Here is a 21,303-nt window from a genome sequence, read left to right as displayed (position 1 = left end):
GCCATGGCAGCCCTCGCACCGCCCGTGTGGTCAGGCGCCGACCCACTCCCTGAGGTGCTCGGCGGTCAGGGTGTCGCCGTCCGCGACCATCTGCGCGGGCGTGCCCTTGAAGACGACCCGGCCCCCGTCGTGCCCGGCGCCCGGGCCGATGTCCACCACCCAGTCGGCGTTCGCGACGACCGCCAGGTTGTGCTCGATGACGACGAGGCTGTGACCCTGGTCCACCAGCGTGTGCAGCATCGCGACGAGGCGCTCGGTGTCGGCGAGGTGCAGCCCGGCGGTGGGCTCGTCGAGGACGATGGTGGTGCCCTTGCCGCCGAGCTGGGCGGCGAGCTTGAGCCGTTGACGCTCCCCGCCGGAGAGCGTCGTGAGCGGCTGACCCAGCCGGAGGTACCCCAGGCCGACGTCGACCAGACGGGCCAGGATGCCCCGGGCCTTGCCGGTGCTGAAGACCTCGGCGGCCCGCGCGATGGACAGCTCGAAGACTTCCGCGATGGTCAGCCCGTGCAGGGTGTGCTCGAGGACGTCGTCGCGGAAGCGCTGACCCCCGCAGGTCTCGCACCGGGACGGTCCGCCGACGAGCATGCCCTGCTCGGGGTAGATCACGCCCTGGCCGTTGCAGGCCGGGCAGGCGCCCTCGGAGTTGGGCGAGAAGAGCGAGGCGGAGACGTCGTTCTCCTTGGCGAAGGCGGTGCGGATCGGGTCGAGCAGCCCGGAGTACGTCGCCGGGTTGGACCGGCGGGAGCCCCGGATCGCGGACTGGTCGACGATGAGCACGTCCTCGTGGCCGCCGAGCGAGCCGTGGACGAGCGAGCTCTTGCCCGACCCGGCCACCCCGGTGACCGCGACGAGCACCCCCGTCGGCAGGTCGACGTCGACGTCGCGCAGGTTGTGGGTCGAGGCACCCCGGATCTCGATCGCCCCGGTGGGCGTCCGCACCTCCTCGCGCAACGGCATGCGGTGGTCCAGGTAGTGGCCGGTGACCGTGTCCGAGGCGCGCAGCCCGGCGACCTCCCCCTCGAAGGTGATCGTGCCCCCGTCGCCACCGGCTCCCGGGCCGATGTCGATGACGTGGTCGGCCGCCTCGATGACCTCGGGCTTGTGCTCGACCACGAGGATGGTGTTGCCCTTGTCGCGCAGGGAGGTCAGCAGCGCGATCATCCGGCGGATGTCGTGCGGGTGCAGCCCCACCGTCGGCTCGTCGAAGACGTAGGTCACGTCGGTGAGCGCGCTGCCGAGCTGACGGATCATCTTCACCCGCTGCGCCTCGCCCCCGGACAGGCTCCCCGCCTCCCGGTCGAGGGAGAGGTATCCCAGACCGATCTCGGTGAACGCGTCGAGCATCGCGGCCAGGTTGGCGACCAGCGGCCGCACCGAGGGGTCGTCGATGCCGCGGACCCACCCGACCAGGTCGCTGACCTGCATGGCCGTGCACTCGCTGATCGTCGTGCCGTGCACCGTCGCGGTCCGCGCCGCCTCGTTGAGCCGGGTGCCGCCGCACTCGCTGCACGGGCCGGTCGTCGCGACCCGCTCCTTGAACTCGATCATGTGCTTCTGCTTGGGCTCCTTGTCGCCGAAGAGGGTGCGTCGGATGCGCACCACCAGACCCTCGTAGGTCAGGTTGATCCCCGCGAACTTCACCTTCGTCGGCTCCTGGTACATCAACCAGTGCCACTCGCGCTCGGAGTAGTCGGCGAGCTTCTTGTCCATGTCGAGCTTGCCGTCGGCCGCCGCCCCCTCGTCGCCGTACATCTTCCAGCCCCAGGTGCCCACGCCATACCCCGGGACGAGGATGGCGCCCTCGTTGAGGCTCTTGCCGCGGTCGACCACGACGTCCTCGTCGATCGCGGCCCGCGTGCCGAGGCCCTCGCACACGGGGCACATGCCCCCGATGAACTCGAAGGTCGCGACCTCGCCCTTGGGTGCCTTGCCGTCCTTCTCGACGACCAGCCGTCCGCTGCCGCTGGCGCTGGCGAGGTTGAACGAGAAGGCCGAGCTGGGCCCGACGTGCGGCTCGGACAGCCGGCTGAAGAGGATGCGCAGCAGGGCGTAGGCGTCGGTCGCGGTCCCCACGGTCGAGCGCGCGTTGGCACCGAGCCGCTCCTGGTCGACGACGATCGCCGCCGACAGCCCGTCGAGCTCCTCGACCTCCGGCCGGCTCGTCACCGGCATGAAGGACTGGAGGAAGGCCGAGTAGGTCTCGTTGATGAGCCGTTGGCTCTCGGCGGCGACGGTGCCGAAGACCAGGCTGGACTTGCCGGAGCCGGACACCCCGGAGAAGACGGTGAGCCGGCGCTTGGGGATGTCGACGTCGACGTCGCGCAGGTTGTTGACCCGGGCGCCGCGCACCCGGATGACGTCGTGGCTGTCCGCGGGGTGCATGGGCCGATCGTGCCACGGGGTGGGCCCGCACGACCGGGAAATTCTTGCCGGGGCAGGAGGACGACGGTCAGGCGCTGTCCGTCACCCGGCCCGACCGTGGTCCTGCTGCCCCGGCGGCAGAACCACGGTCACGAGGACTCAGGACGGGCGCTGAGGGCGAGGTGGCAGCGGGCGGTGCGGACGGTGCCGGCCCGCCCCCACCGGCTCACTCCCCGACCGGTATGCCCTGGCTCTCCAGCGCGCTCGTCGTCGACTCCTGCGTCGAGGTCAGCGCCTCGGCGAGGCTGCCGTTGCCGCTCGCCGCGGCGGAGAAGCCGTCGGACACGTCGTTGTAGACCTGCGTCATCGTCGGGCCCCAGGTCCACTCGGTGGGCACGGTGGCCCCGGCCTCGGTGAAGACCTGGTAGATCTCCTGGTCGCCGTAGAACGGCACGCCCTCGGAGAGGGCCGGCAGCTGCTGGCCCTCGGTGGTGGCCGGGTAGAGGTTCGCCGCCTCGATGAGCGCCTCGTGGGCCTCCTCGGAGGTGTTGAGCCACAGGGCGAACTGCGCGGCCTCGTGCGGGTGCTCGCTGCCCTTGAAGACGGCCGTGGTCGAGCCGCCCCAGTTGCCGGCCGCCTGCTCGTCGCCCCAGGTCGGCATGGGGGCGACCCGCCAGCTGCCCTCGGTGTCGGGGGCACCGGACATGATGGAGTTCGCACCCCAGACCGCCGAGATCCAGGTCCACGCGTCGCCGCTGTTGTAGGCGTTGTCCCACTCGGTGGTCCACGGCGGGAGGGTGGAGACGAGGTCATCCTGGATGAGCCCGTTCCAGTAGTCGGCGACCTGCACCGACTCCTCGCTGTCGAGCCCGACCTGCCAGGTGTCGCCCTCGTTGCCGAACCACGAGCCGCCGGCCTGCCAGACGAAGCCGGCGAACTGGTTGATGTCGCTGGTCGAGAAGTTGGTGATGTAGGCGTCGTTCTCGCGCACCTGCTCGGCGGCGGCGGCATACTCCTCCCACGTCGTCGGCACCTCGATGCCGGCCTCGGTGAAGAGGTCCTCGCGGTAGAACATCGCCATCGGGCCGGTGTCCTGCGGGATCGCGTAGACCGCGTCCTCCTCGCCGAGCTGCACCTGGCTCCAGGTCCAGTCGACGAACTGCTCCTGGGAGTCCATGACGCCCTCGCACCCACCGATGTCGGTCAGCCCGTCCTGCACCCGGAAGTTGGGCAGCGCGTCGAACTCGATCTGGCCCAGGTCGGGGGGATTGCCGGCCTCGAGCTGGTTGAAGAAGTTCTGGTAGGTGCCGGAGTTGCCGTTGGGGCCGGTCTGCACCTCGACCTGGACGTCCGGGTTCTGCTCGTTCCAGATGTCGACGACGCCCTCGATGCCGGGAACCCAGGAGAAGAAGGTCAGGCTGACCTCCCCGTCGCTGGGCTCGCAGTCGGCAGCTGCGGCGCCATCACCCTCGGCGGCACCCTCGGAGCCGGAGTCGCCGCCGCCGCACGCGGCCAGGGTGAGCAGCAGGGCCACCGAGGCGGCCCCCAGCAGTGGTGATGTGATCTTCATGGGTGTCACTCTTTCTTCAGGGGTGGGTGGAGCTACTTCACCGAACCGGTGCCCAGACCGGAGCGCCAGAAGCGTTGGAGGAGCAGGAAGACGACGATGAGCGGCACGATGGAGACCAGGGAGCCGGTGAGGACGTAGAGGCGCAGCTCGGGGACCTGGTTGACGACGGTGTTCCAGTTGTAGAGGCCCAGCGTCACCGGGAAGAGGCGCTCGTCGCGCAGCATGATGAGCGGCAGGAAGAAGTTGTTCCAGATCGCCACGAACTGGAAGAGGTAGACGGTCACCAGCGCGGGCACCATGAGCCGCACCGAGACCGAGAAGAAGGTGCGGACCTCGCCGGCGCCGTCGAGCCGGGCCGCCTCAAGCAGCTCGTCGGGCACCGACGAGGCGGCGTAGATCCGCGCGAGGTAGACGCCGAACGGGCTGACGATGCTCGGCAGGAAGACCGACCAGAAGGTGTTGGTCGCGCCCACCTGGGCGAAGATGAGGAACAGCGGCAGCGCCAGCGCGGTCGCCGGCACGAGCACCCCGCCGAGGACGACGTTGAAGATGACCTCCCGGCCGGGGAAGGCGTACTTCGCGAGGGCGTACCCGCACATCCCCGCCAGCACCGTCGCGACCAGCGAGCCGACCCCGGCGTAGAGCACCGAGTTGAGCAGCCAGCGCGGCAGGATCGCGTCGCCGTAGGAGAAGACGCCCTGCAGGTTCTCCACGAGGTTGAGGTCGGAGAACCACAGCGGGTTGGTCGTCGTGAGGTCGCCGCGCTCCTTGGTGGCGGCGATGAACAGCCACCAGATGGGCGTGAGGAAGTAGAGGGTGAACACGCCCAGGACGAGCATCGCGACCGTCCGGGAGACCGGGCTCTGCCGGTATGCCGTGCTGCTGGGTGTCGCGCTCACGAGAAGGCCCTCCGTTGGGTCAGCTTGAGGAAGGTGAAGGAGAGCACGAAGGTCGCCAGCGCGAGCACCACCGAGAACGCCGCGGCGAGCGGCTGGTTGGGCACGGCGGCCGTCGTGTAGACCAGCAGGTTCGGGGTGTAGTCGCTGGTCACCGCGGTGGAGAAGGTGCGGAAGACCTGCGGCTCGGCGAGCAGCTGCAGGGTGCCGATGATGGAGAAGACGCCGGTGAGAATGATCGCCGGCAGCACGAGCGGGATCTTGACCGACCACGCGATGCGCCACTGGCCGGCCCCGTCGAGCAGGGCCGCCTCGTAGACCTCGCCCGGGATCGCCAGCAGCGAGGAGTAGATGATGAGCATGTTGTAGCCGACGTAGACCCAGGTCACGACGTTGGCGATGGACCACAGCACCAGCCCGCTGCCGAGGAGGTCGACCTCGCGGGTGACGCCGGTGAACGGTGACAGGTTGGGCGAGTAGAGGAAGCCCCACATGATCGCCGCGATGACGCCGGGGACGGCGTACGGGGCGAAGAAGGCGAGCCGGAAGAAGCGCGCTCCCTTGACGACCGGTGAGTCGAGCAGCAGGGCCAGCAGCAGCGCCACGCCCAGCATGATCGGGACCTGCACCGCCCCGAAGAGCAGCACCCGGCCGACGGAGTCCCAGAAGGCCTCGTCGGCGATGACCTCGCGGTACTGCGTCAGCCCGCCGAAGACCTCCTCGGCCGGGCCGAAGGTGCCCGTGCGCTCGACCGTGCGCGTCGACTGCCAGACGGCGTAGGCCACCGGCAGCAGGTAGAAGAGGGTGAACAGCACCGCGAACGGACCGATGAAGATCGCGATCGCGCCGGGGTGCTGCACCCGTGGTCGGGTCGGGCGGCTCATGACTGCTCCTGCGCTGAGAGTCGGACGATGCGGACGGCGCCGGCCGGCACCTCGAGCGTGGGGTCGACGTCCTCGCCCGTGCACACCTCGCTGCCCCGGGCGGGGACCAGCACGGTGTCGGGGCCGTGGTTGAGGACGAAGAGGAAGTCCGGGCCCGAGCCCACGGGCTCGGCGCGCCGGCGCACGACCTCGACCTGCGGGCCGGCACCCGGCTCGGGCTGCACGCCCGCCCCGGCGAGCACCTCCTCGACCAGCGCTCGCTGGGCGTCGGGGTCGAGGTCCGCCGCGGCGTACCAGGCGCGTCCCGTGCCGTGCTCGTGGACGGTGACCGCCGGGTGCCCCGCGAGCGGGCCCGCCCCCAGGCGGCGGTGGGCCCGCGCCCCGTCGAGCCGGACTCGCTCGGTCCAGCGGCGCACCGTCCCGCCCGGGGCGCCCTCCAGGGCCAGGGCGACCCCCTCCGGCAGCGGGTGGACCTCCTCGACGGTGACGCCGAGCAGGTCGCGGAAGGCACCGGGGTAGCCGCCGGGGCGCACCCGGTCGTCCTCGTCGACGATGCCGGAGAAGAAGGTCACGAGCGCGTGCCCGCCGCCGGCGACGAAGTCCTCCAGGACGGCGGCCTCGGCGTCACGGACGAGGTAGAGGTGGGGCACGACCACGACCCGGTAGCCCTGGAGCGCGGCACCCGGGGGCACGATGTCGACACCGACGCCGGCCGCCCGCAACGCGGCATAGGCCTGGTGGACCTGCTCGAGGTGGACGACCAGCTCGCTGGGCCGGTTGGGGGCGTCGGCCGCCCACCAGTTCTCGTAGGAGAAGACGAGGGCGACCTCGGCGGACACCCGGGTCCCGGCGAGGTCGGGCAGGGCACGCAGGATCCGGCCGAGCTCGAGCACCTCGCGCCACGTCGCCGAGTCCGTGCCGGCGTGCGGCAGCATCGCCGAGTGGAACTTCTCCGCGCCCTGGCGCGAGGCCCGCCACTGGAAGAAGCAGAGCGCGTCGGCGCCGCGCGCGAGGTGCGCCACCGAGCCGCGCAGCAGCTCGCCCGGCTGCTTGGCGATGTTGACCGGCTGCCAGTTGACCGCACCGGTGGCGTGCTCCATGAGGATCCAGGGCCGGCCCTGCGCCAGCCCGCGGGTGAGGTCGGCGCAGAAGGCGAGCTCGGCGGCCGGGTCGGCGAGCCGGTGGTCGAGGTAGTGGTCGTTGGCGACGACGTCGAGGTGCGGCGCCCAGTCCCAGTAATCCATGTCGCGCTGGTGCGCCGTGACCATGAGGTTGGTGGTGACCGGCAGGGGGCTGCGGGTCCGGATCACCTCGGCCTCCGCGCGGTGCTGGGCGAGCAGCTCGTCGGAGCTGAAGCGGTGGAAGTCCAGGGCCTGGCCGGGGTTCGGGGTGGACAGCGTCAGGCGCGGGGGCAGGATCTCCTCGAAGGTGCCGTAGCGCTGGGACCAGAACGAGGTGCCCCAGGCCTCGTTCACCGCCTCGATCCGGCCGTAGCGCTCGCGCAGCCACCGGCGGAAGGCCTCGGCACTGACATCGCAGTAGCACAGCGAGTTGTGCCCACCGAGCTCGTTGCTCACGTGCCACAGGCGCAGGGCCGGGTGCCGGCCGTAGCGGGAGGCCACCCGGTCCACGAGCGCCAGGGAGAGCTCGCGGAAGACCGGCGAGCTGGGGCACCACGCCTGCCGGCCCCCCGGCCAGCGGGTGGTGCCGTCCTCGGCGACCGGGAGGACCTGCGGGTATGCCGTGGTCAGCCAGGGCGGCGGGGACGCCGTCCCGGTGCCGAGGTTGACCCCGATGCGGTGCTCGTGGAGCAGGTCCAGCACCTCGTCCAGGCGGTCGAAGGCGAAGCGGTCGGCGGCGGGCTGGACCTCGGCCCAGCCGAAGATGTTGACCGCCACCAGCTCGACGCCGGCCTCGCGCATGAGCCGGACGTCCTCGTGCCACACCTCCCGAGGCCACTGCTCGGGGTTGTAGTCGCAGCCCAGCAGCGGGTGGTCGGTGCGCCACGGGGTGCGCCCGGGCGCCTCTGCGGGGTCGACGCGACGGTGCGACCACACCGGTGGGGTGCCGACCTGGACCATCGCCGCTCCTTCGCGCAGGGCGACCGGGTCGGTCGCCTGTGACCGTGCACAGAACCAGCACCGGCGAAGCGGATGCGCGTTTCTGTGACCGTGCACAGAGACTGCCCGTCAGCACCCGTGGCTGTCAACCCCCTGGGTAGGATCGGGGTATGCCCCCCTCTGCCGGACGCGTGACGATCCGCGATGTCGCGGCGGCTGCCGGCGTGTCCCGGGGCACCGTGAGCCGGGTGCTCAACGGAGAGGGGTACGTCTCCGACCACGCCCGGGAGGCGATCGAGCGAGCGGTCCGCACGGTGGGCTACGTGCCCAACACCGCGGCGCGCAACCTCGCCCTCAACCGGTCCGGTGCCGTGGGGCTCGTCGTCCACGAGCCGCACGAGCTCTTCCTGGAGGACCCCAACATCGGCGCCATCCTGCTCGGGGCCAACGAGGTGCTCTCGACCGCCGACCAGCAGCTGGTCAGCCTGGTCATCGACTCCGAGCGCGACACCGAGCGGGTCGTGCGCTACCTGCGGGGCGGGTTCGTCGACGGTGCGGTGGTCGTCTCCGCGCGGGAGCACGACGCCCTCCTCGAGGCGATGCAGCGGACCACCCTGCCGACGGCGCTGGTCGGCCGGCCGCCGCAGGGGGTCGAGATGCCCTGGGTGGGCATCGACAACGCCGGCGCCGCGGCGGCGGTGACCCAGCTCCTGGTGGACCGGGGCCGGCGGCGAGTCGGCATCATCGCCGTGGGTCTCGACCGCGACTCGGGTGCGGACCGGCTCGCCGGCTTCCGCGCGGCGCTGGGCCCGGCCTTCGACCCGGGGCTGGTCGTGGAGCGCCCGCTCTACGAGTACGCCGCGGGTCGGGACGCGATGCGCGAGCTGCTGGACCGCGCTCCCGACGTCGACGGGGTCTTCGCCACCTCGGACGCCGTGGCCGCCGGCGCCCTGGAGGCGCTGCTGGCCGCCGGTCGGCGGGTGCCGGAGGACGTCGCCCTGGTCGGCTTCGACGACTCCAGCTGGGCCCGACGGTGCCGGCCCGCCCTGACGACGGTGCGCCAGCCCGCGCGCGACCTGGGCGCCGCCGCGGCTCGGCTGGTGCTCGACCAGCTCTCCGGCATACCGGCCGGGCCGGAGGGTCGACTGCTGCCCACCGAGGTCGTCGCCCGCGACTCGGCCTGACGGCACCGTCCGGCGCCGGGTGGGCTCGTATCTGCGGCGGTCCGCGCCCCTCTGAGAGCGTGGCACCCGGTGGCCCACGACCCGAGGAGGACAGCGGTGGACCGGACGACGCTGAGCGTGGTGACCTTCAACCTCTACAACCTCAACCTGCCCGGTGGCCCGATGTACCGCGACGAGGAGGGCTGGAGCCCCCAGGAGTACGCCGCCAAGGTCGCCTGGTCCGCCGGCGTCCTCGCCCGGCTCGCCCCCGACGTGGTGGGGCTGCAGGAGCTCTGGCACGTCGACGCCCTGCGTGACGTGCTCGTCCAGGCCGGGCTCGAGGAGGAGTACGCCCTGCTCGCCGACCCGGCGACCGGCGCCCGGATCGTGTGTGCGGCGCTGGTGCGGCGCGACCTCCTCGTGCCCGGCACCGCCACCTGGATCGAGGACTTCCCCGAGGACCTGAGGCTGGAGTCGGGAGGCGAGGACCCGCAGACCCCTGACGTGTCGGTGCGCATCCGCGGTTTCTCCCGGCCCGTGCTCCGCTTCGACATCGCACCGCGCCAGGACGAGCCCGCCACCACCGTCTACGTGTGCCACCTGAAGTCCAAGGCACCGACGCAGGTCTGGCGTGAAGGGTGGTACGACGCCGACCGCGACCGGTACAAGCCGCATACCACCGCCATCGGGTCGGCCCTGTCCACCATCCGCCGGACCGCCGAGGCCGCCGCCCTGCGGGTGGTCCTGACGGCCCAGCTCAAGGGCACCGTCACCCCCGTCATGGTGCTCGGCGACCTCAACGACGGCCAGCACTCCAACACCCTCAACCTGCTGACCGAGCAACCGCGCTACCTCGTCGGCGACTCCCGGGGAGGGGGCGACAACGCGCTCTACACCGCCCAGACGCTGCAGCAGTACCGCGACACCCGCGATGTCTACTACACGCACGTCTTCCAGGACCTGCGCGAGTCGCTGGACCACGTGCTGGTGTCGGAGCAGTTCTACGACCACTCGCGGCGGCGGCGCTGGCTCTTCGACGGGCTGACCATCGACAACGACCACCTGCACACCGCGGACCACCGCGCCGACGGCAGCACCGACCACGGCGTCGTCCTCGTCCGCTTCCGCCACGCACCCGCCTGAGCCTCCACCTGCAGGTATGCGCGCACTTGCTTTTCGCTAAAGAGGTGAGGTTATCCTTACCTCATGACGCCAGCCCAGCCCACCCCGACGGTGACCAACCGGATGCGGGAGGGGACCACCCGCTCGACGGCGGCGCGGCTGCTGCGCGGCGCCGGGCGGGCGTCCGTCGTCGCCTACCGGGACGACCCCGACCGCGCCCTGCACGTGCTGGCCCACGGGCTCACGGCGGCGGACGTGCCGGTGGTGGCCCTGCCGGCCGACACCCTGGACCCGTCGCAGACGTGCCGCGAGGTCCGATTCAAGGTCGACCAGCACGGGGCGGACCCGCGCACGCGGGTCTCGGTGGCCAGCCTGCACGCCCTCGCCCACCTGCGGATCATGGACGAGGCCGAGACGCGGGCCATGAGCAGCCTGGGGCTGCTGCCGCCGGAGGTGGACTGGCCGGCGACCACGGGGGCCCAGGTGGCCCTGCTCTGCCTGGACCGGCTGCTGCTGCACGACCAGGCGGGGGTGACGCCGATGTCGTTCTCCGAGGTCGTGCACCCGCCGTGCTTCCCGGCTCGCGACCAGGAGTGGCTCTGCCGGGACGCCGTCGAGGAGCTGGGGTCCGGACGCATCGGGCAGATCGTCGAGGAGGTCGTCTGCGGTGCGCGGGAGGGGCTGGTCGGCCCGGGCCACCCCACGCCTGCCTCGATGGCCCCGGTCGTGGGGGAACGGGTGCTGGCCGACGTCGACAGCACCGGGTGCACCTGGCTGGAGGTCGGGCCCGGGAGCACCCGCACGGTGTTCGTGCCGTTCGGGGAGCCCGTGCGCTGCCTGGACGACCTCCAGGCAGCGGTGGGCCTGCTCGCTCAGCCGGCGGTGTAGCTCAGGCAGCGCGCCGTGTCGCCCCCGACGGTGATGGCGTCGGCGGTGCACAGGAGGTCCTTGTTGTGGGCGCACTCCAGTCGCTGGCAGGCCCCGACGTGCCCCTCGGCGACGGGCAGGCCGCCGCGGACGTCGAGCTCTACGAACGTGCCGCAGGACGCGCCGTCGCCGCCGATGGTCACGGCCTCGGCGCTGCAGCCGCCCTTGTTGTAGGCGCAGCTGGTCGCGGCACAGGAACTGATGGCGGTCATGGTGGCCATGAGGGTCGTCCTTTCGTCTGGTTCCCGGATGGAACTATCCATCGAGAATAGGAGCCCCCCGGGTGCGCCACAAGATCATCGTGCCTGATCAGAGTATGTGACGAATCCTTTCTCCTATTTCTCGGACAGCATTCTCACCACAGGCTCAGCAGGAATGCGCACCCTCGGTGTTGCGCAATTCCGGGAAGGTCCTGCCGGGCTGGCGCTGCGACGGTGCGGCACAGGGCAAGATGGGGGCCATGAGCTACGACATCACGTTGTGCCCGCGTCGTCCCGGACAGGACTGGGAGGAGGCGCTGGCCACCGCCGACGCCGAGGACACCGCCGTCGAGACGGACGAGCAGGCGCTCGCCGCCGGGGTCGAGACCTTCCGCCGCATCGAGGCACGCCTGCGCGAGGTGGTCGACGGGGAGGTCGAGACCTGGGTGGCCGAGGAGACCGGGGGCGACGTCTACGGCGAGCTGCGGGCCCTCGATACCGGCCTCCAGGTCGAGCTCTTCGACCGCTCGGCGTCCGTGACCGTCCCCGAGGACGCACCCGGGGACGCTGCGACGCTCGACGCCCAGGTGCGCGGGGCGGTGGAGGCGGTCCGGCAGGAGACCGGCTACGAGGCCTACGACCACCATCGTGGCGAGACCTTCGACGGCACGGTCGCGGCACCCGCCGCCCCCGCCACCGTGGAGACGGCCGGGGCGTCCGAGGGTGCTGAGGGGGCCGCCGCGGGCGCCGAGGCCGGGGGACCGGGGCGGCGCGCCGCCGCGGACGCCGCCCGCCGGAACCCCGCCAGCCTGCGTCGACGCGGCTGGATCTACCTCGTCCTCGGCATCGTCATCACCATCCTGGCCATCCAGCGTCTGGGCTCTGGCGACACGGGCGCGCTCACCATCATCCTGCTGGTCATCGGCGTCCTCGACCTGCTCGGGGGCGCCCTCCTGGTGGCGGTGTCGCAGCGCCCTGCGGCCGACGAGCCGACGACGGACTGAGCCTCACAGCCCCGACAGGTCGTCGGGGACGTCCACGGCATACCTGCGCAGGAGGTCCAGGGGGACGACCTCGAGCACCTGCTCGTGGGTGCTGGCGAGCACCACCGGTGCGGCGTGACCGTCCTGCTCGGCCTGCAGCCAGCGCGCCGCGACGACGCACCAGCGGTCGCCGGGCCGCAGGCCGGGGAAGCCCCAGGAGGGCCGGGGGGTCAGCAGGTCGTTGCCGACCGAGAACTCGTGGGTGAGGAACTCCTCGGTCATGACCGCGCAGACCCCGTGGACGCCGGCGTCCTCCGAGGTCACCTCGCAGGAGCCCGACCGGGTGAAGCCGGTGACCGGATCGCGGCCACACTCCTCGAGCGGGGAACCCAGCACGTTGCGCATAAGGCCAGCATGTCAGGCGACGCGGACCTTCCGACCGCAGGTCCACGCCGCGGACGGCGTGCTGCCTCAGCCGCGGGAGGAGACCTGGGCGTCCAGCTGCTGCAGCTCCCGCAGACCCGCCCGGACGACCTGCTCGTTGCCGCTGCGCAGTTTGGCCACCGCCTTCCTGACCTCGCCCGGCGTGATGCCCGCGGCGCGGGCCTCCCGCAGGTGCTCGGCGCTGGTCAGGTCCATGTCCAGCACCGCCGAGGCCTGCGAGCGGACGCTCGGTGCGGGCGCCGGCTGCGCCTGCGCCCCCGGCAGGCTGCGGGCCGCCACCGAGGTGAGGCCCAGCGCCGGGGCGACCGCCGAGGCGTAGGCCCGGTTGCCCGCCCGGTTGGGGTGGAAGGACTCGTCGATCGGGAGCGTGAGGTTGTTGATCCACGCCTGCCGGTCGCACACGGCGTGGCCGGCGAAGTCGTCCCGGACCTCCACGTAGGTGAAGCCGGCCGCGCTCGAGCGGGCGTCGATGAGCCGGTCGAGCTCGGCCGTGCCGGAGTTGAGCCTCGCCATCTCCCGGCCGGAGAAGAAGGTGGCCCAGGAGCAGTCCTGGCCGTTGAAGAGGTAGGGGTAGCCCGCGACGGCCACCTCCGCGTTGGGCGCGCGCCCGGCGATCTCACCGTAGACCTGGTCGAGGCGCCCGGGCAGCACCGTGCGCAGGGTGGTCAGGCTGTCGTCGATCTCGCCGTCGCAGTCGCTGATCCACCCGGGCAGCGCGCACTCGGTCAGCACGTCGGCGAAGCCGACGTCGTTGCCGCCGATCGTCATCGACACCAGGGCCGTGTGCGCGTCCAGGGTGCCCAGCTGGTCGGCCAGCACGTCGGTCGTGTCGGCCCCCGAGCAGGCCTGGTAGTCGAGGTCGAGGCCCCGCTGACCGGCGAGGAGCGCGGGGTAGCCCAAGGGCGAGCGGTAGCAGGAGTCGGTGCGGGCGTAGGTGCCCGTCCCGGCGGAGAAGCTGTCGCCGAGGGCGACGTAGTCGCCGTCGGAGCTCGCGGCCTGCGCGGGCGCGGCGGCGAGGGTGGCGCCCAGGGCGAGGGTGCAGGTCGAGGCCAGGAGGGTCCGTGTCGTCGTTGACATGAGCACATGCAAGCACAAGCCTCCGACGCACCGCAGGGTTCTGGCCCCCGTGGCCGTGTGGACGTCGGGCGGCCGTCGCGAGAGGCTGGGGGCATGGCCGATGTCCAGGTGACCCGGAACGACGACCTGACGAGGTACGAGGCGCACGTCGACGGCGCGCTGGTGGGGTTCGCCGAGTACCAGCTGACCGACATCCTCGTGGTCTTCACGCACACCGAGGTCGAGCCGGCCGCCGAGGGCCAGGGGGTGGGTAGCGCCCTGGCGCGGTGGGCCCTGGACGACGTCCGCGCCCAGGGGACCCGGACGGTGCTGCCGATCTGCCCGTTCATCAAGGCCTGGATCGACCGGCACCCCGACTACGCCGACCTGCTCTACTCCGGCCGCCAGGCCTGAGGTCCGCCGCGCCCCCCCGGTGTCGGTGTCGGCCCTGGCGTCGAGCTACGACATGAGCTTCGCCGCCGTCCAGAAGCATGTCGCCGTGCTGGAGCGCGCCGGCCTGCTCACCAAGCGTCGCCGGGGCCGGGAGCAGCTGGCCAGCGGCGACGTGGAGGCCGTCCGCTCGGTCTCCTCGATGCTCACCGAGCTGGAGCACCTCTGGCGCGGGCGCATCGACCGCATCGACACCTTTCTCGAGGAGCACTGACATGCCCGTCACCGACGTGACCACCGACACCGCCCGCCGCACCATCACGATCACCGCGGAGTTCGCGGCACCGGTCGAGCGCGTGTGGGAGATGTATGCCGACCCCCGCCAGCTGGAGCAGGTCGACGGCGGCACCCGCGCGACCTTCACCTCGGTCTACGACTCGGCCGAGGGCCTCCAGCAGGTGCTGGACATGGGCGTCGAGGAGGGCGCCACCGGGTCGATCAACCAGATCGACGGGTTCCTGGCGGCCTGAGCCCGGCCGGGGGCGGTGGCGCCCGGCGTGCGGGGATCGTCCGCCGACCCCGGCATGTCGGGCACCGCTGCTACCGTGTCTCCTGCTGCGCGAGAGAGGTGGGGCGATGGCGGGGGACGACGAGGTCGTCATGGTGAACAACACCTACAAGGACGCTGTCCGCAGCGCCCGGTCGGCGTGCGTGAGCCCGGCGGCACGGCTGGAGGACGCCCTGCGTGCGGCCCGGCGCGCCATGGATGCCGGGGCCTGGCAGGGCCCCATGGGCGAGGACTTCTCCGGGGAGCTCAACACCTACCGGAGCAAGCTCAACGAGGCCGGGCCGGCGGCGCTGGACGACTTCGACCGGGTCATCTCCGGTCAGCCGGAGCAGGTGCCGTCGACGGCCTGGCAGGTGCGCTGGCAGCGCATGGGACCTCGCTGAGGTCGGCATGGCACTCGTCAGCATCGACATCGGGGCCATGGAGGAGCTCGTCACCGACATGACGTCGGCCCACGACGAGCTCCCCTCCGACGTCAGCACCATCCGCGGCCGGCTCGACCACGTGTTCATCGGCACCGGGTCGGTGGCCCAGGTCGACTTCGGGTCGGCCATCTGGACCTGGATGGGTGACCGCATCCGCGACCTCAACCGGCGTCTCGCCCTGGCGCGCCTCATCGCCGCCAGCACCCCGGGCATACCGGGCGTGGGCGTCGTCGAGATCGACGAGAGCTACGTCAGCGACCTGTCGCAGGCGGAGGTCGACGCCCTGGCCGACGAGGTCGAGGTGCTCATGACGCCGGCGGAGTTCGCCGACCCCCAGGACATCGACCCGCGGCTGCTGGAGATCCTCGCCGAGCACGCCCACGACCCCTACTTCGCCTCCGCCGTCGCGGGGCGGGTCTCGCCATCGACGCTGGACCAGTACCTCCAGAGCATCTCCTCCTACCGCGAGTTCCACGCGCGGACCCCGGAGGAGGCCACCGACTTCGACGGCCGCTACGACGCCCTGCTCAACGGCCTGGGGATGACCTACGGGCTCGCCTCGCAGGGGGAGGGCGACCTCGAGGTCCCCGGGATGAGCGAGGCGTGGGCGGACGCCATCGAGGACGTCCCGCCGATCAGCGGCCGGGCGCAGCGCCTGTCCCTGGTCATCTCCCGGGGCACCTTCTCCACCGAGCTGCTCACGACGGTCCACGACCGGATGGTCGACCTGGAGGGCGACGACGGGGCGGAGTACTGGACCTCCATGGGGTTCGTCTTCGACCCCGACCCGAGCAAGAGCCCCGCCACCAACCTGGTGACGGACCCGTTCGGCGGGCTCTACCAGGGGATGGGCAACAACCCCGAGGCCCTGCGCCAGGTCTTCGCCGAGGGCGGGACCATCACGGTCGAGACCGACGACGGCCCGGTCGAGGTGAACGCCCGGCTGTGGGAGACGATGCGCTTCCGCGGGATGGACGAGTATGCCGTGTCCCAGCTGGTCGCCGGGCTCCAGACGGGGCTGGCGGCGCCGCCGGTGGAGGGCGCCGACGCCTGGCAGCCGGGGCTGGTCGAGGACCTCGAGGGGTCGATCGCGGCGATCGAGCGGGAGGCGCGGATCGCCGAGGAGAACCGGCCGCCGTGGTACGCCCAGGCCGGCCACATCGTCCTCGACGTCCTGGGGATGCTGCCGCTGGTCGGCGAGCCGGCGGACGTGCTCAACGGCCTCTGGTACACCGCCGAGGGCAACTACGTCGACGCCGGGCTGTCCTACGCCGGGGCGGTGCCGGTCGTCGGGTGGTTCGCGGTCGGCGGCAAGTGGGTCAAGCGCGCGCTGACGGTCGAGGAGCTCGCCTCCATCGAGCGGCTGGCCGCCAGCGGCACCGACGTCGGACGCTTGCTCCCGGGTGGTCGGCTGGCTGCCTCCGCCGACGAGCTGGCCGACGCCGCGAACTTCACCACCGACGCCTTCCTCACCCCGGCCGAGCTGCGCCGTTTCGGGGACCGGCCGTGGTTGCAGAACATGGTGGCGGGCAACAGGTTCGACACCTACATGACCCCGAACTACCCGCACAACCAGGTCTACCTCCAGGCGCCCGGCGGGTCGGGATACGTGCGGCTGGACAGCTACGTCCCCGGCCAGGAGATCATCTCCCGCAAGCTCACCCAGCTCGGCGACGTGCAGCCGACCACGGCGTTCAGCTACATCGACGAGCTGGTCACGAAGTACCCCGACGGCGCGATGGTCGCCGACGTGCCCTCGACGCAGATGTCTGGGCTCGCGGGTCGTCAGCTGCGGGGCGACATGGTGTTGCAAGTCCCACCCCAGGCGGGCGGCACTATTCCTGACGAGGTCGCCGAGTACGCGTTCGAGAACGGCGTCCATATCATCGACATCAACGGCTTCGACTACACCGCCCACCTCTACCCCTGAGAAGAGAGCGATGACCTACCGCTACGGACGTGATTGGCACCCCGTGCTGCGCAAACCGATCCAGGAGATCAGTGAGGCGCAGGCCCGGAAGCGCTTCACGGACGGCCCGAGCCTCTCGGTGAGCAAGGTCGGCAATCCCTCCGGGGGCGTAGTTCCCCTCTACACCCTCAAGATCAACCCGGCTGGGATGTACGTCGGCGCCGTATTCTACGACGAGTTCGGCTCGGAGGTGAAGAGCTACCACTTCGACGAGGACGGTGCCCGTCCCGGGGACCTGTTCCTCCGAGAGGTCGTCCTGACGGTCTATCCTGACGGTCAGGACAAGTGGCTGTCGCTCCGCGACTCCAAAGCCCACCGGTCCCTGCTCTTCCAACCCGACGGGCGGGCGAGTTCCTACCTCGCCGTCACGGGTGAGCCGGCGGCCAAGGTCGAGGAGTTCACGGGTGTCGACGTCTCGGCCCACTGGGTGCCCATGATCACCTTCGGCGACTGGGACCGCTTCGGCGAGCACCGCGAGCCGGGGCTGCCCGGCTGAGCGGGACACGATGACCTACCGGTACGGGCGCGACTGGCACCCCGTGCTGCGCAAGCCGATCCAGGAGATCAGCGAGGCGCAGGCCCGGAAGCGTTTCACCGACGGCCCGAGTCTCTCGGTGAGCAGGGTCACCGATCCCTCCGGTGGCGTGGTGCCGGACTACACGCTCACGATCAACCCCGAGGGGATGTATGTCGGGACCGTGTTCTACGACTCGTTCGGCTCGCAGGTGAAGCACTACCACTTCTACGAGCAGGCCGATCGTCCCGGGGAGCTGTTCCTCAGCGGCGTCACGGTGCACGTCTACCAGGACGACCAGACGACGTGGTTGTCCCTCAGGGACTCCACGGCGCACACCGCCTTCACGTTCAAGCCCGACGGGTGGGCCCGTTCCTACCTCGCCGTCACAGGTGAGCCGGCGGCCAAGGTCGAGGAGTTCACGGGTGTCGACGTCTCGGCCCACTGGGTGCCCATGATCACCTTCGGCGACGGGGACCGCTTCGGCGAGCACCGCGAGCCGGGGCTGCCCGGCTGAGCGACGCGCACCCGTGCGGGCCGCGCGCCCGACGGCGCTCAGGCCTGGGGGCGCGCAGACCTCGGGACGCTCAGATCTCCTCGCCGTCCTGGACGGCCTGCGCGAAGGCGGCCATCGAGGGGTACTCCGCCAGGTAGGACCACTGACCGCGCGGCTCGGGCGTCGCGCCCCAGCCGGGGCGGGCGTGACGGCGGTTGATCCAGACCGAGTCGAGCCCGCGCCGGGCGGCCGGGACGTGGTCGTGGAAGAGGCTCTGCGCGACGTGCAGGTGCTCCTCCCGGGCGATCCCGAGGTCCCGCAGGGTGGCGTCCAGCGCCAGGAAGTGCGGGTCGGCGGGCTTGTACGCCCCGACGTCCTGCGCCGTGACGACCGCGGACGGCGTCATGCCGAGGTGGCGGTTGCTGCCGGCGAAGCCCTCACGGTGCACGTTGGACAGGATGATGAGCGAGAACCGCTCCGCCAGCGAGGCGAGCGCCTCGGCGGAGTCCTCGAACGCCGGCCAGTCGGGCACCGAGGAGCCCAGCCGCTGCCTCCACCCCTCGTCGACCTCGACGCCGAGCGCCCGACCCGTGCGCGCGAACGCCCGGGCGAGCACCTCCGGGTAGAGCGTGCGCGGGTGCTCGCGCGCCACGTCGGCCTCGTCCCGGGCATACTCGCGCAGCAGTTCCTCCTCGCTCAGGCCCAGACCCACCTGCGCGGCCCAGGGGACGAGGACGCCGCCGATCCCGGCCTCCCAGTCGATGAGCGTGCCGTAGACGTCGAAGCTCAGCGCGCGGTAGTCCTGGAGCCGCATCACCGCGCCTCACCCTCGGCGGCCTCGAGCGGCTGGTCCTCGACGCTGCGCCGGGACCCGGGGGTGAGCAGGCTGACGACCACGAGCGTGACCAGGGTCGCGGGCAGGGACACCAGCACCGAGTTGATGTCACCGGGCTGACCCAGCTGCTCCCAGGTGATGGTGAGGACGACCGCGACGCTCATCGAGGCGATCGCTCCCCACTTGGTCGCCCGCTGCCAGAAGAAGATGGCGAGCACCGGCGGCGCCAGGGCCACGCCATAGACGGTGTAGGAGTAGAGTTGCAGCTCGAGCACGGTGGGGAAGAAGCGCCCCAGCACGTAGGCGACCGCGGCGATGGCGAGCACCGCGAGGCGGTGCACCTTGAGGCGCCCGGCGTCGTCGAGCTGTACGCCCATCATCCGCTGCACGGCGTCGTAGACGACGTTGCCGGCGCCGGAGAGCAGGAACGAGGACCCGGTGGTGATGATGAAGGCCAGGGCCCCGCCGAGCAGCAGGCCGCCGAGGACCACCGGCAGGTAGCCCTCGCCGGCGAGGGAGAGGATGGCGGTGTCCGGCGCGATGTCGGGCATGAGCACCACGGCCGCCGAGCCGAGCAGCGCCACCGGCACGGTCACGAGGAAGCTGGTGAAGAAGAACCCGGCGGTCGCCTGCTTGGCCTCGTCCTCGCTGCGCGCCGCGCCGAGCCGCTGGTACATGTTCTGGTCGGCCAGGATGAGCAGGAAGAGCGGGAGGAAGTAGCCCAGCAGGGCCAGGGTCGGGAGGCCACCGGAGAGGGTGGTGTGGGTGTCCGGCATCCCCTGCCAGTAGGCGTCCCACCCGCCGATGTCCCGACCCAGGATGATCGGGAGCGCCACGAGCAGGCTGACCACGATGACCATGGCCGAGACGAAGTCGCTCCAGGCGACCGACCGCAGCCCGCCGCCCACCGCGAGGAGGGTGATGATGACGGCCACGAGGATCGCGCCGCCCTGCGGGGACAGCGGCGTGATGACGCTGATGATGTAGCCGCCGCCGGTGAACTGGTAGGCGGTGATGCCGGTGTAGGCGAGGATCGTGATGAGGGCCGCGATGATCCGCACCGCGACGCCGTAGCGCCGCTCGAGCAGCTCGGGCACGGTGTGGGCGGCCGAGCGCCGGACCCGTTTGGCGATGAAGTAGAGGACGACGATGCCGACCGGGGTCCCTGCCATGAAGAAGATCGAGGCCAGGGGTCCGTAGGTGTAGGCGAAGCTCGCCCCGCCGATGATCGTCCCGGACCCGACCCACGTGGCCAGCAGGGTCCCGATCATCACCGGCTTGGGCAGGCTGCGGCCGGCGAAGAGGAAGTCGTCAGCGGTCGCGGTGTACTTGCGCCGGCTGAACCAGACGCCGATCCCGACCATCAGGGCCAGGTAGAGCACCAGGGTGGTGACGTGCACGGGCTGCATGACAGACCTCCCACAGGGACGGGATGGGACCGCCGGGCCCGGCGGACGTTGCACGCCATCCAACCGCGAGAGCCACCAGATTGCAACAACTATTGCACCTCGGGCAGCAGTCCGTCCTTGTCGCGGGGGAAGAGACCGAAGTCGCGCCAGAGCTCGTCGGCGGCGTCGGTGGCCCGGGTCGCCGCCCCCGGGTCGGCCGCCACGATCGCGGCCACGACCGCCTGGACCACCGTCACCGTCGGCACCAGCGAGGGGAACATGCTGGCCCCCTCGCTCGGGACCATGACGAACTCGTCGGCGAGCGCCGTGATGCCCGGGCGGGCGTGGTCGCCGACGACGACCAGCCTCACCCCCCGGTCACGGGCGAGACCCGCGATCTGCAGCAGGTCCCCGGGCGTCCGCCACAGGTGGAAGATCACCAGCGCGTCCCCCTCGCGGAGCATCGCGAAGGCGTTGAGCAGCGCCGTGCCGCCCGCGCGCTCCAGCCGGACGTCGTGCCCCAGGGTCTGCGTCAGGTGGGCCAGCTGCAGGCCGGGAGCCGCGAAGCTGCCCGACCCGAGGACGAGGGTGGTGCGGGCGGCCATGATGATGGCCGCCACCCGGGCGAGCTGGTCCTCGTCGAGGAGGGTCCCCAGGTCCCGCAGGTTGTGCAGGTCCTGCCGCACGGCGGACTCCCCGGCCCCCTGCGCCTCCCCGTGCTCCTGCAGCACCTCGGACGCCGAGAGCAGCGACAGGTAGCGGGACCGGACCTCCGCCCGCAGCTGCGGCCAGCCGGTGAACCCGATGAGCTGGGCCGCGCGCACGACCGTGGCGGGGTTCACCTCGGCGAGGCCCGCCGCCTCCTGGACCGAGGCGTACGACATCTGGCGCGGGTGCGAGCCCAACGTCCTCAGCACCTCCTGCACCCCCCGCCCCGGTGCACGTGCTCCCAGGCGCGCCGCCACCCACGGCGGCACCTCGCTGACGGACATGGTGACATTGTGCAACATTTCTTGCGGGACTGTGGCAGGGTGAGGCGCGAAGCCCGCGAG

Annotated in this window: 22 protein-coding genes; 11 read left to right on the top strand and 11 right to left on the bottom strand. The window is 71.6% G+C overall.

Going from position 1 to position 21,303, the window contains the following annotated elements:
• Nucleotides 1–30: 30 nt before the first annotated feature.
• From Q0967_RS05430 to Q0967_RS05410, 5 genes are all read right to left on the bottom strand, one after another.
• Nucleotides 31–2,382 carry an excinuclease ABC subunit UvrA gene (locus Q0967_RS05430; RefSeq protein ID WP_298751838.1) on the bottom strand — a complete coding sequence of 784 codons (2,352 nt, stop codon included), beginning with the start codon at nucleotides 2,380–2,382 and terminating at the stop codon, nucleotides 31–33.
• Between the two features lie 205 nt (nucleotides 2,383–2,587).
• Nucleotides 2,588–3,931, bottom strand: a complete 1,344-nt coding sequence (locus Q0967_RS05425) for a sugar ABC transporter substrate-binding protein (protein WP_298751840.1) — start codon at nucleotides 3,929–3,931, stop codon at nucleotides 2,588–2,590.
• Between the two features lie 32 nt (nucleotides 3,932–3,963).
• Nucleotides 3,964–4,830, bottom strand: coding sequence for a carbohydrate ABC transporter permease (locus tag Q0967_RS05420; RefSeq protein WP_298751842.1), 867 nt, complete (start codon nucleotides 4,828–4,830; stop codon nucleotides 3,964–3,966).
• Nucleotides 4,827–5,711, bottom strand: coding sequence for a carbohydrate ABC transporter permease (locus Q0967_RS05415; protein ID WP_298751844.1), 885 nt, complete (start codon nucleotides 5,709–5,711; stop codon nucleotides 4,827–4,829). Before Q0967_RS05415 ends, Q0967_RS05420 begins: the two co-directional genes overlap by 4 nt.
• Nucleotides 5,708–7,792, bottom strand: coding sequence for a beta-galactosidase (locus Q0967_RS05410; protein WP_298751846.1), 2,085 nt, complete (start codon nucleotides 7,790–7,792; stop codon nucleotides 5,708–5,710). The genes Q0967_RS05415 and Q0967_RS05410 overlap by 4 nt, the downstream gene beginning before the upstream one ends.
• Before the next feature lie 149 nt (nucleotides 7,793–7,941).
• Between Q0967_RS05410 and Q0967_RS05405 the strand changes: the two genes are divergently transcribed.
• From Q0967_RS05405 to Q0967_RS05395, 3 genes are all read left to right on the top strand, one after another.
• Nucleotides 7,942–8,955 carry a LacI family DNA-binding transcriptional regulator gene (locus Q0967_RS05405; RefSeq protein ID WP_298751848.1) on the top strand — a complete coding sequence of 338 codons (1,014 nt, stop codon included), beginning with the start codon at nucleotides 7,942–7,944 and terminating at the stop codon, nucleotides 8,953–8,955.
• A 96-nt stretch (nucleotides 8,956–9,051) separates the two neighbouring features.
• The gene (locus tag Q0967_RS05400) at nucleotides 9,052–10,077 is read left to right on the top strand and encodes an endonuclease/exonuclease/phosphatase family protein (RefSeq protein WP_298751850.1); all 1,026 of its coding nucleotides are present in this window, start codon (nucleotides 9,052–9,054) and stop codon (nucleotides 10,075–10,077) included.
• Nucleotides 10,078–10,140: 63 nt separating this feature from the next.
• Entirely contained in the window at nucleotides 10,141–10,944 is an 804-nt protein-coding gene (locus tag Q0967_RS05395) for a hypothetical protein (RefSeq protein ID WP_298751852.1), read from the top strand.
• Here the strand turns inward: Q0967_RS05395 and Q0967_RS05390 are convergent.
• Entirely contained in the window at nucleotides 10,929–11,204 is a 276-nt protein-coding gene (locus Q0967_RS05390) for a DUF1540 domain-containing protein (RefSeq protein WP_298751855.1), read from the bottom strand. The two genes, Q0967_RS05395 and Q0967_RS05390, sit on opposite strands and share 16 nt — an antisense overlap.
• 239 nt (nucleotides 11,205–11,443) lie before the next feature.
• Between Q0967_RS05390 and Q0967_RS05385 the strand changes: the two genes are divergently transcribed.
• Nucleotides 11,444–12,187: a hypothetical protein gene (locus tag Q0967_RS05385; RefSeq protein ID WP_298751857.1), complete on the top strand. Its 744-nt coding sequence runs from the start codon at nucleotides 11,444–11,446 to the stop codon at nucleotides 12,185–12,187.
• 3 nt (nucleotides 12,188–12,190) lie between these two features.
• Here Q0967_RS05385 and Q0967_RS05380 read toward each other — a convergent pair whose 3' ends face one another.
• Together Q0967_RS05380 and Q0967_RS05375 are read right to left on the bottom strand one after the other, a co-directional pair.
• Entirely contained in the window at nucleotides 12,191–12,571 is a 381-nt protein-coding gene (locus tag Q0967_RS05380) for a DUF2237 family protein (protein ID WP_298751859.1), read from the bottom strand.
• Nucleotides 12,572–12,637: 66 nt separating this feature from the next.
• Complete coding sequence (locus Q0967_RS05375; RefSeq protein WP_298751861.1) at nucleotides 12,638–13,687, bottom strand: SGNH/GDSL hydrolase family protein; 1,050 nt, start codon at nucleotides 13,685–13,687, stop codon at nucleotides 12,638–12,640.
• A 93-nt stretch (nucleotides 13,688–13,780) separates the two neighbouring features.
• Here Q0967_RS05375 and Q0967_RS05370 point away from each other — a divergent pair, with 93 nt between their 5' ends.
• From Q0967_RS05370 to Q0967_RS05340, 7 genes are all read left to right on the top strand, one after another.
• On the top strand, nucleotides 13,781–14,080 hold the full coding sequence (locus Q0967_RS05370; RefSeq protein WP_298751863.1) for a GNAT family N-acetyltransferase: 300 nt from the start codon (nucleotides 13,781–13,783) through the stop codon (nucleotides 14,078–14,080).
• A gap of 52 nt (nucleotides 14,081–14,132) precedes the next feature.
• Nucleotides 14,133–14,330 (top strand): transcriptional regulator, encoded by a 198-nt coding sequence (locus Q0967_RS05365; protein WP_298751865.1) that lies wholly within the window; start codon nucleotides 14,133–14,135, stop codon nucleotides 14,328–14,330.
• Nucleotide 14,331: 1 nt separating this feature from the next.
• On the top strand, nucleotides 14,332–14,586 hold the full coding sequence (locus Q0967_RS05360; RefSeq protein ID WP_298751867.1) for a hypothetical protein: 255 nt from the start codon (nucleotides 14,332–14,334) through the stop codon (nucleotides 14,584–14,586).
• Nucleotides 14,587–14,692: 106 nt separating this feature from the next.
• Complete coding sequence (locus tag Q0967_RS05355; RefSeq protein ID WP_298751869.1) at nucleotides 14,693–15,007, top strand: hypothetical protein; 315 nt, start codon at nucleotides 14,693–14,695, stop codon at nucleotides 15,005–15,007.
• Between the two features lie 7 nt (nucleotides 15,008–15,014).
• The gene (locus Q0967_RS05350; RefSeq protein ID WP_298751871.1) at nucleotides 15,015–16,979 is read left to right on the top strand and encodes a hypothetical protein; all 1,965 of its coding nucleotides are present in this window, start codon (nucleotides 15,015–15,017) and stop codon (nucleotides 16,977–16,979) included.
• A 10-nt stretch (nucleotides 16,980–16,989) separates the two neighbouring features.
• Nucleotides 16,990–17,514: a hypothetical protein gene (locus Q0967_RS05345; protein WP_298751873.1), complete on the top strand. Its 525-nt coding sequence runs from the start codon at nucleotides 16,990–16,992 to the stop codon at nucleotides 17,512–17,514.
• Between the two features lie 10 nt (nucleotides 17,515–17,524).
• Nucleotides 17,525–18,049, top strand: coding sequence for a hypothetical protein (locus tag Q0967_RS05340; protein WP_298751876.1), 525 nt, complete (start codon nucleotides 17,525–17,527; stop codon nucleotides 18,047–18,049).
• A 70-nt stretch (nucleotides 18,050–18,119) separates the two neighbouring features.
• On the opposite strand, the gene Q0967_RS05335 is transcribed toward Q0967_RS05340, so the two are convergent.
• The 3 genes from Q0967_RS05335 to Q0967_RS05325 all read right to left on the bottom strand — a co-directional run bounded on the left by Q0967_RS05335 (nucleotide 18,120) and on the right by Q0967_RS05325 (nucleotide 21,243).
• Nucleotides 18,120–18,842, bottom strand: a complete 723-nt coding sequence (locus tag Q0967_RS05335) for an HAD-IA family hydrolase (RefSeq protein ID WP_298752177.1) — start codon at nucleotides 18,840–18,842, stop codon at nucleotides 18,120–18,122.
• Nucleotides 18,842–20,272, bottom strand: a complete 1,431-nt coding sequence (locus Q0967_RS05330) for a sodium:solute symporter (protein WP_298751878.1) — start codon at nucleotides 20,270–20,272, stop codon at nucleotides 18,842–18,844. The genes Q0967_RS05335 and Q0967_RS05330 overlap by 1 nt, the downstream gene beginning before the upstream one ends.
• 89 nt (nucleotides 20,273–20,361) lie before the next feature.
• Nucleotides 20,362–21,243: a MurR/RpiR family transcriptional regulator gene (locus Q0967_RS05325; RefSeq protein WP_298751880.1), complete on the bottom strand. Its 882-nt coding sequence runs from the start codon at nucleotides 21,241–21,243 to the stop codon at nucleotides 20,362–20,364.
• Nucleotides 21,244–21,303 lie beyond the last annotated feature (60 nt).

It is taken from the genome of uncultured Serinicoccus sp., assembly GCF_947500995.1.
GTDB lineage: Bacteria > Actinomycetota > Actinomycetes > Actinomycetales > Dermatophilaceae > Ornithinicoccus.
This window is presented reverse-complemented; position numbering and strand designations above follow the sequence as displayed.

Coding starts and splice junctions, on each gene's coding strand:
- Q0967_RS05390 (WP_298751855.1), bottom strand. CDS start 11,204: ATGGCCACCATGACCGCCATCAGTTCCTGTGCCGCGACCAGCTGCGCC.
- Q0967_RS05340 (WP_298751876.1), top strand. CDS start 17,525: ATGACCTACCGGTACGGGCGCGACTGGCACCCCGTGCTGCGCAAGCCG.
- Q0967_RS05395 (WP_298751852.1), top strand. CDS start 10,141: ATGACGCCAGCCCAGCCCACCCCGACGGTGACCAACCGGATGCGGGAG.
- Q0967_RS05385 (WP_298751857.1), top strand. CDS start 11,444: ATGAGCTACGACATCACGTTGTGCCCGCGTCGTCCCGGACAGGACTGG.
- Q0967_RS05330 (WP_298751878.1), bottom strand. CDS start 20,272: ATGCAGCCCGTGCACGTCACCACCCTGGTGCTCTACCTGGCCCTGATG.
- Q0967_RS05425 (WP_298751840.1), bottom strand. CDS start 3,931: ATGAAGATCACATCACCACTGCTGGGGGCCGCCTCGGTGGCCCTGCTG.
- Q0967_RS05360 (WP_298751867.1), top strand. CDS start 14,332: ATGCCCGTCACCGACGTGACCACCGACACCGCCCGCCGCACCATCACG.
- Q0967_RS05430 (WP_298751838.1), bottom strand. CDS start 2,382: ATGCACCCCGCGGACAGCCACGACGTCATCCGGGTGCGCGGCGCCCGG.
- Q0967_RS05375 (WP_298751861.1), bottom strand. CDS start 13,687: ATGTCAACGACGACACGGACCCTCCTGGCCTCGACCTGCACCCTCGCC.
- Q0967_RS05410 (WP_298751846.1), bottom strand. CDS start 7,792: ATGGTCCAGGTCGGCACCCCACCGGTGTGGTCGCACCGTCGCGTCGAC.
- Q0967_RS05325 (WP_298751880.1), bottom strand. CDS start 21,243: ATGTCCGTCAGCGAGGTGCCGCCGTGGGTGGCGGCGCGCCTGGGAGCA.
- Q0967_RS05370 (WP_298751863.1), top strand. CDS start 13,781: ATGGCCGATGTCCAGGTGACCCGGAACGACGACCTGACGAGGTACGAG.
- Q0967_RS05355 (WP_298751869.1), top strand. CDS start 14,693: ATGGCGGGGGACGACGAGGTCGTCATGGTGAACAACACCTACAAGGAC.
- Q0967_RS05415 (WP_298751844.1), bottom strand. CDS start 5,711: ATGAGCCGCCCGACCCGACCACGGGTGCAGCACCCCGGCGCGATCGCG.
- Q0967_RS05345 (WP_298751873.1), top strand. CDS start 16,990: ATGACCTACCGCTACGGACGTGATTGGCACCCCGTGCTGCGCAAACCG.
- Q0967_RS05335 (WP_298752177.1), bottom strand. CDS start 18,842: ATGCGGCTCCAGGACTACCGCGCGCTGAGCTTCGACGTCTACGGCACG.
- Q0967_RS05405 (WP_298751848.1), top strand. CDS start 7,942: ATGCCCCCCTCTGCCGGACGCGTGACGATCCGCGATGTCGCGGCGGCT.
- Q0967_RS05380 (WP_298751859.1), bottom strand. CDS start 12,571: ATGCGCAACGTGCTGGGTTCCCCGCTCGAGGAGTGTGGCCGCGATCCG.
- Q0967_RS05350 (WP_298751871.1), top strand. CDS start 15,015: ATGGCACTCGTCAGCATCGACATCGGGGCCATGGAGGAGCTCGTCACC.
- Q0967_RS05365 (WP_298751865.1), top strand. CDS start 14,133: ATGAGCTTCGCCGCCGTCCAGAAGCATGTCGCCGTGCTGGAGCGCGCC.